The 6,634-nt window shown below is 72.4% G+C and carries 4 protein-coding genes and 2 pseudogenes; 3 read left to right on the top strand and 3 right to left on the bottom strand.

The genetic code is table 11. The annotated features are described in order from the left end of the window. The coding region (locus QMK28_RS29575; RefSeq protein WP_326442749.1) for an NAD-dependent epimerase/dehydratase family protein at nt 1-1,983 on the top strand (1,983 nt) is incomplete at its 5' end. A 288-nt stretch (nt 1,984-2,271) separates the two neighbouring features. On the opposite strand, the pseudogene QMK28_RS29570 reads toward QMK28_RS29575, so the two are convergent. Next, nucleotides 2,272-2,922, bottom strand: a pseudogene (locus QMK28_RS29570) (PaaX family transcriptional regulator C-terminal domain-containing protein); the annotation flags it as partial. Between the two features lie 155 nt (nt 2,923-3,077). After that, nucleotides 3,078-3,734 (bottom strand): GNAT family N-acetyltransferase, encoded by a 657-nt coding sequence (locus QMK28_RS29565; RefSeq protein WP_326442748.1) that lies wholly within the window; start codon nt 3,732-3,734, stop codon nt 3,078-3,080. A 111-nt stretch (nt 3,735-3,845) separates the two neighbouring features. Between QMK28_RS29565 and QMK28_RS29560 the strand changes: the two genes are divergently transcribed. Together QMK28_RS29560 and QMK28_RS29555 are read left to right on the top strand one after the other, a co-directional pair. Then, nucleotides 3,846-4,898, top strand: coding sequence for an alpha/beta hydrolase family protein (locus QMK28_RS29560; protein WP_326442747.1), 1,053 nt, complete (start codon nt 3,846-3,848; stop codon nt 4,896-4,898). Nucleotides 4,899-5,118: 220 nt separating this feature from the next. Next, nucleotides 5,119-5,970 carry an endonuclease I family protein gene (locus QMK28_RS29555; RefSeq protein WP_326442746.1) on the top strand — a complete coding sequence of 284 codons (852 nt, stop codon included), beginning with the start codon at nt 5,119-5,121 and terminating at the stop codon, nt 5,968-5,970. A gap of 169 nt (nt 5,971-6,139) precedes the next feature. On the opposite strand, the pseudogene tnpA reads toward QMK28_RS29555, so the two are convergent. After that, nucleotides 6,140-6,562: pseudogene (gene tnpA, locus QMK28_RS29550) on the bottom strand (IS200/IS605 family transposase); the annotation flags it as partial. Nucleotides 6,563-6,634: the final 72 nt, after the last annotated feature.

Below are 6,634 nucleotides of genomic sequence, written 5' to 3'. Positions count from 1 at the left end.
CGGCCTGCGCAGTCCCACCGGGAGGTGCCCTTCGACCTGATCGTCGAACGCCTCGGCGCGGACGCCCGCGACCGCGACGGCGCCCCGCTGGTCAACATCACCGCCGACGTACTGCGCGAGCCGACTGCCCTGCGGCTGCCCGGCACCACTGCCGAAGCGATCGACCTGGACCTGGGCACCGCCAAGTTCGGCCTCTCCTTCGCCGTCGAGGAGACCGGGACTCCGCGCTGCCTGCTCCAGCACGACCGCGGCCTGCTCGACGAGCGGACCGGCGCGCGGCTGCTCGACCTCTTCGCCGAGCTCCTGACCACCGTGGCCGCCGAGCCGAGCCGTCCCCTGTCGCGACTGCCCGGCGCCCGCCTGGCCGACCTCGACCCGGCGCCCGCGCCGTCCAGCGGCCCGGCGGCGGCCCACCCGGCGGAGACCTGCCTGCGCGAGCACCCCGACGTGGCCGAGGCCACCGTCGTGGAACTCGACGGCCGGCCGCCCCTCGCATACGCCGTCCAACGCCGCATCGGCGGCGCGTCCTCGACCCTGCTCCGCGCTCATGTGCGGGCGCGCCTGGACGCGCCGCTGGTCCCGGCGGCGGTCATGATCCTCGACGCCCTGCCGCGTACGGCGGACGGCGCCCCGGACCGCTCCCGGCTGCCGGGCCTGCCCGCGCCGGCCGAAGCTGCGCCGTCCGGGGCAGACCCGTCCGCCGGCGGCCCGTCCGCCGCTGCCCCGCCCGCCGCTGAAGCCTCGTCCGCCCGGGCTCCCGGCACCGAACCGGCCGACGGCCCGTGCGGCGCCGCCGTCCGCGAGGCGTTCGCCGCGGTCCTGGGACAGCGCCCAGGACCGGACGACGACTTCTTCGTCCTCGGCGGACACTCCCTGCTGGCCGTCCAACTCGCCGAGCGGCTGCGCCAGTCGCTGCGACTGCCGATGACCGGCCTCGACGTGATGGAGCAGCGCACCCCGCGAGCGCTGGCCGCCCTGCTCGACGAGCGCGAAGCCGAACGCGGCGCGGCTTCGGCCGCCGCCTCGGCCCGCTCCCCGCGCCGCTCCGGCGTCCGCGAGGGAACCGTCCTGGTCACCGGCGGCACCGGCGGCGTGGGCGCGTCCGTACTGCGTGAACTGGCCGCGCGCGGAGTCCCGGTGCGCGCGCTGGCCCGCCCGGAGTCGGCCCACCGGGTCGCCGGGGACGGCGTGGAGGTCGTCGAGGGCGACCTGTTGGACCTCGACAGCCTGCGCGCCGCGGCGTCCGGCGTGCACAGCGTCATCCACGCCGCCTGCACCTTCACCCGCCCCGAGGTGGACCTCGCGGCCATGCGCGTCCTGGTGGACTCCTGGCGGCGCGGCACGTTCGTCTTCGTCAGCAGCGTGGACGCCTACGGGCAGCCGAGCGCCGCCGACGTACCCGAGGGCGGACCCAGCGAGAGCCCGCTGAGCCCCTACGGCAAGGCGAAGCTCGACTGCGAGCGGATGCTGCTGCGAGCCGCCGGCACCGAGGAGCGCGGCGGCGCGAGCGCCGTGCGCTCCCCGCTCGTCTGGGGCCCGCACGACCGGCTGCGCGAACAGCTGCGCTGGGGCGCGACCGGGGCGCTCTTCCAGGCCGCGCTGGCCGGAGAGCCGATCGTGCTCCCCGATCCGCACACGGCCGCGCACCCTTGGTACGGCGTCCCGTGGGTGCACGCCTCGGCGCTGGCCCGCTCGGTGGCGGACTGCGTCGCGGAGCCGGTGCACGGGGTCGCCAACGCGGTCGGCGGGCACGTGGCGTGGCCGGAGTTCACCGCCGAACTGATCCGGCTGCTCGGCAGCGCCAGCGAGATCGGCTACGCGCCGGAGGCGCACCGCGACCTGGACCACCGCTGGCGCTATCGCGCCGACAGGCTCGCCGGGCCGCTGCGCGAGCAGCCGGGCGAGGACTGGCGCACGGTGCTCGCCGCGATGACGGCTCCCGCCGGAGCGGCTTCCCTCGCCGCCGGGCAGCCGTCGGCCTGAGGACGCGGCCGGGTGGCGCAGCCGCGCCCGGACGCGGAGACGACCTCGGCGGGCTACGGGGCTCCGGGGCTTCGAAACGCGGTACTGCCGGCCCGATGACGCCGAGTGACGCGGCGAAGACCAGGTCCTACCGGACCCGGTCCGCCGCCTCCCGGATGACCTCGTCGTACAGCCGGAAGATATGCGGCCGCGCCTGCCCGTGACCCCGGTCGTGCAGCGCAACGACCAGCACCTGGCGAGGAGTTCGCGGGCCTGCGCGCCCGGCCAGGGCTGCGGGAGCAGCTCCGGCGGGAGCAGCGGGTCGGGCTCGATGGCACGGGTGAATTCCTCGGCGAGCTCGACCGCGATGGTGAGGAGTTCGGCCTCCGACAGTTCGTTCTCCGAGACCTCGCCCTTCGGCGGCTCGCCCTCGGAGAGATCCGCGCCGCCGCTGAGACGTTCGAGTCGGGGGCGTGCGACGGCGATGAGCCGGTGGTAGCGCTCGGCGATCGTCTGCTGGGGCCACAGCAGACGGGCGAGCGCGGCGGGTTCCCTCTCCTCGCCCCTGCGCAGGTCGCCGCTGCTCATGAAGGTGACGTCGTCGAGAACGCCGAGGCGGCGGGCTTCGGCTTCCACGTACGGGTCCCAGGCGTTCGCGCAGACGTAGAGGCCGCCGTGCAGCGGGGAGCCGCCGAGGCGTACGAGTGTCTCGCGCAGCGCGTCCCGCGCGGCCCGCGCCGTTTCGGGCACCGCGAAGGCGACCAGGTGCCAGTTGCCGTCCCAGGGCTCCAGCCCGGCGTCCTGGCGGAAGGCGTACCGGACGAAGTCGATGTCGGGCGTGATGGTGCGGGCGGTGTCCGCTGTGGCGCGCAGCAGCGCCTTGCGCCCGCGGCCCTTGTGAGTGAAGAGGCCCTCGGCGACGAGCCGTTTGATGCACAGTCGCACCTGCTGGTCGCTCATGGCGAGCGTCGACGCGACGGTGTAGAGCTCGCCCGCGTCGACCGTGCCGTCCTCGCGGATCAGGGCGTGGACGAGGGTGCGGGTGGGGATCTCGACGGTGGGCCCGCCCTCCTCGGGCGCGGGGCGTGGGCGCGGCTGGTGCGGGCGCTGGTCGGTCACAGGGCTCGGTGCTTTCTGGTCGTGGTGACGGGGCGGTGCATCGTGGTGACCGCGCCGAAGCCCAGGAGAGCACGGAGGTACGGTGTGCGCTCGGTGCGCCCGGCCGTGAATCCGAGGCGCTCGTACAGCGCTCGGGCGCGTGGGTTGACGTCGATGACATCCAACCTGATCTGCCGGCAGTCGTGTTCGGCGGCCACCGCGTCGACCTCCTCGATGAGCAGGCTCCCGATGCCCCGGCTCCTGGTCCGCGGGTCCACGGCGATGCTGTCCATGACGAGCTGGCCGGGCGCGGGGCGGCGCTCGAACAGGGCCAGCACCACGAGCCGGTGCACCCCCTTGACGTGCCCGTACGCGCGCAGCACGTCAGCAGCCGTGCCGCCGATGAGCGCCCGGCCCTCGATCTGGTATCCGGCGAGGCCGACGAGAGCGCCGTCGAGGTAGGCGCACACCGCCCGGTCCGCGTTGAGGTGGGCCGCGATGAACGCGGTCGCCCGGTCCGGCGGATTCAGCGCGGGGCCGAGTTTGCGGCCGAACGCGGTCCAGTACAGCTGGGCCGCCCGCTGCTCGGCACCCGCCGGAACCCCTCGCCGGATGGTGATCCGGCGGCCGTCCGCCGGTCCTGCCCCAGCCGGTCCGTTCGCGTGCGTGGCCATGTCCCGCATCTTCTCGCGCCGCCTTCCGATTCCATCAAAATCGTTCGTAGTCTATACGAGCGTATCGTATGCGATAGTTATCACGTTGACCGTTCCCAGGAAGGTGGCCCCATGAAGTCCGAAGACAGGCCCAGGCGCCGCGTCGTCATCCGGTCGCTCGTCGCGATCCTGCTCATCGTCGCCGGGCTGGGCGGTGTGGTGCTCTGGCAGAACTCGTACGAGATGAAGGAGCGGCGGGTCTCGATCCGGCAGGACGGCCACACGCTCGACGGCGTGCTCACCGAACCCGACGGCGGGGCCGCGCCGCACGGCCTGGTGGTGTTCGTCCACGGCGACGGCCCCATCGACGCCACCCACGAAGGCGGCTACCGGCCCATCTGGGAGGCGCTCGCCCGCGCCGGCTACGCCTCCTTGTCGTGGAACAAGCCCGGCGTCGCGGGCTCGCCCGGCGATTGGCTGGAGCAGTCGATGGACGACCGGGCGGACGAGACGGCGGCGGCCATCGCCTGGGCCCGGTCCCGCCCGGACATCGACGGCGACCGCATCGGGCTGTGGGGCGCGAGCCAGGCGGGCTGGGTGCTGCCGAAGACCGCGGCGAAGACGGCCGTGGACTTCGTCATCGCGGTCTCGCCGGCGGTCAACTGGCTCCAGCAGGGCCGCTACAACCTCCTCGCCCAGCTCCGCGCCGACGGGGCCCCGGCGTCCGAGATCGACAAGGAGGTGGCCGAGAGCGACGCGGTCCGCCGCCTGATGAAGCGGCACGCGAGCTTCGAGGAGTACGTGAAGGCCATGGGCGGCCCGGACGGCATGACCGCCGACCGCTGGCGGTTCATCTCCAGGAACCACACCGCCGACGCGAAAGCCGACCTGCGCGCGCTGCGCGGCGTGCCGGTGCTGCTGGTCCTGGCGGGACACGACCTCAACGTGGACACCGCCGACACCGAGCGCGTCTACCGGAGGGAACTGGCCGCCGGCGGCGGGCTGGAGGTCAAGCGCTACCCGGACGCCGGTCACTCGCTGCTCAAGTGGCCCGTCGAGCAGTCGGCGGCCCGGACCGCGCTCACCGCGATCTTCGCGCCCCGGGCCCTCTTCGTGGACGGCTTCCTCGACGACCAGCGAAGGTTCTTGCGCGACCTCGGCGCGAGCGGTGGCGCTGCTTCCTGACGGCCTCCGGGTTCGCCGCGACCGCCGCGGGCGGTGTGGTCAGGCGTGAGCCCGCCCGGGCCGGGGTCCACGACGCCGACACAGAACCGCCTCGCCATGTTCACATCATGTGCGTGTCTTCATGGAAGGCTCCCGATGGCTGATCAACCGTCATCTCGCGCCGACCGCCCCGGCTCCGGCCGGAGCGGTCGGCGCGAGCATCCGGGAGAGGACCCCCCACATGTCCGTCCTTCGTGTGAACCGCTGGATACCCCTGGCGGTGATAGCCGCCGGCACCCTGCTGGTCGGCGCCACCGCCCAGAGCTCCGCCGCCTTGAACGCACCACCGACGGCCGCCCCGGCGTCCACCGCCTCCGTGATCGCCGCGGGGCGCTCGGCCGGCGCCTATGACGACACGTACTACAAAGACGCGATCGGCAAGAGCGGCCCCGCGCTGAAAACGGCGCTTCACACGATCATCAGCGACCAGACCAAGCTGTCCTACGACGAGGTCTGGGAAGCGCTCAAGGCCACCGACGAGGACCCCGCCAACGCCTCGAACGTGATCCTGCTCTACACCGGCCGCTCGCAGAGCAAGACCACCAACGGCGGCAACCCGGACGACTGGAACCGGGAGCACGTATGGGCCAAGTCGCACGGCGACTTCGGCACCGCCACCGGGCCCGGCACCGACATCCACCACCTGCGCCCCACCGACGTGTCGGTGAACAGCACGCGCGGCAACAAGGACTTCGACGCGGGCGGCAGCGAAGTGGGGGAGGCGCCGGGCAACTACACGGACGACGACTCCTTCGAGCCCCGCGACGCGGTCAAGGGCGATGTCGCGCGCATGATCCTCTATATGGCGGTGCGCTACGACGGCGGTGACGGCTTCGCCGACCTGGAGCCCAACGACCAGGTCGCCAACGGCAGCAGCCCCGCGATCGGCCGGCTGTCCGTACTCAAGGCGTGGAGCGGCGAGGACCCGCCGGACGCCTTCGAGCAGAAGCGCAACCAGGTGATCTTCGACCGGTTCCAGCACAACCGGAACCCGTTCATCGACCACCCCGAGTGGGTCAACGAAATCTGGTGACACCTCCGCACACCGGCGCTCGCCGGTACCGGTATGGGGCCGCGCCGGTGAAGGTCCACGCCGGCAAAAGGTCCGCGCCGGCAAATCCGAAGCTTGAACCCTTGAAATGAGGGACCGGCCCCGAAAGCCCCTGGCACGCCCGTTGACGGGTGTGCCAGGGGCTCCCGCCTGGTCTCTTCTGGTTCTCGATGTACTCCTTGATGATGCTCAGCGGCGCCCCACCGCAGGACGCGGCGAAGTACGAGGGTGACCAGAAGTGCGCGCCCCACAGGTACTTGCGGATGTGGCCCGGGTACTCCTGGCGGAGCCGGCGGGCGGAGACGCCCTTGAGAGAGCCCACGAGCCGGGACAGAGCGATCTTGGGCGGGTAGTGCACGAGGAGATGTACGTGGTCCTTCTCGCCGTTGAACTCGACCAGCTCGGTTTCGAAGTCGGCGCAGACGGCTCTCATGATCTCTTCGCAGCGCGTGAGGATCTCGTCGGTGAACGGTCCGCGCCGGTACTTGGGTGTGAAGACCAAGTGTGCGTGGAGGGTGCAGACGACCGTACGGCCCCTGCGAATATTGGGGTTTGGTTCCCATCGTGGTGACATAGGTCAACTGTAGTACGATGATCCGCATGAAGATCGTTGTGCAGTTGAAGCTGATGCCGGAGGCCGACCAGG

This window comes from Streptomyces sp. H27-D2 (assembly GCF_035828615.1).
Lineage (GTDB): Bacteria > Actinomycetota > Actinomycetes > Streptomycetales > Streptomycetaceae > Streptomyces.
This window is presented reverse-complemented; position numbering and strand designations above follow the sequence as displayed.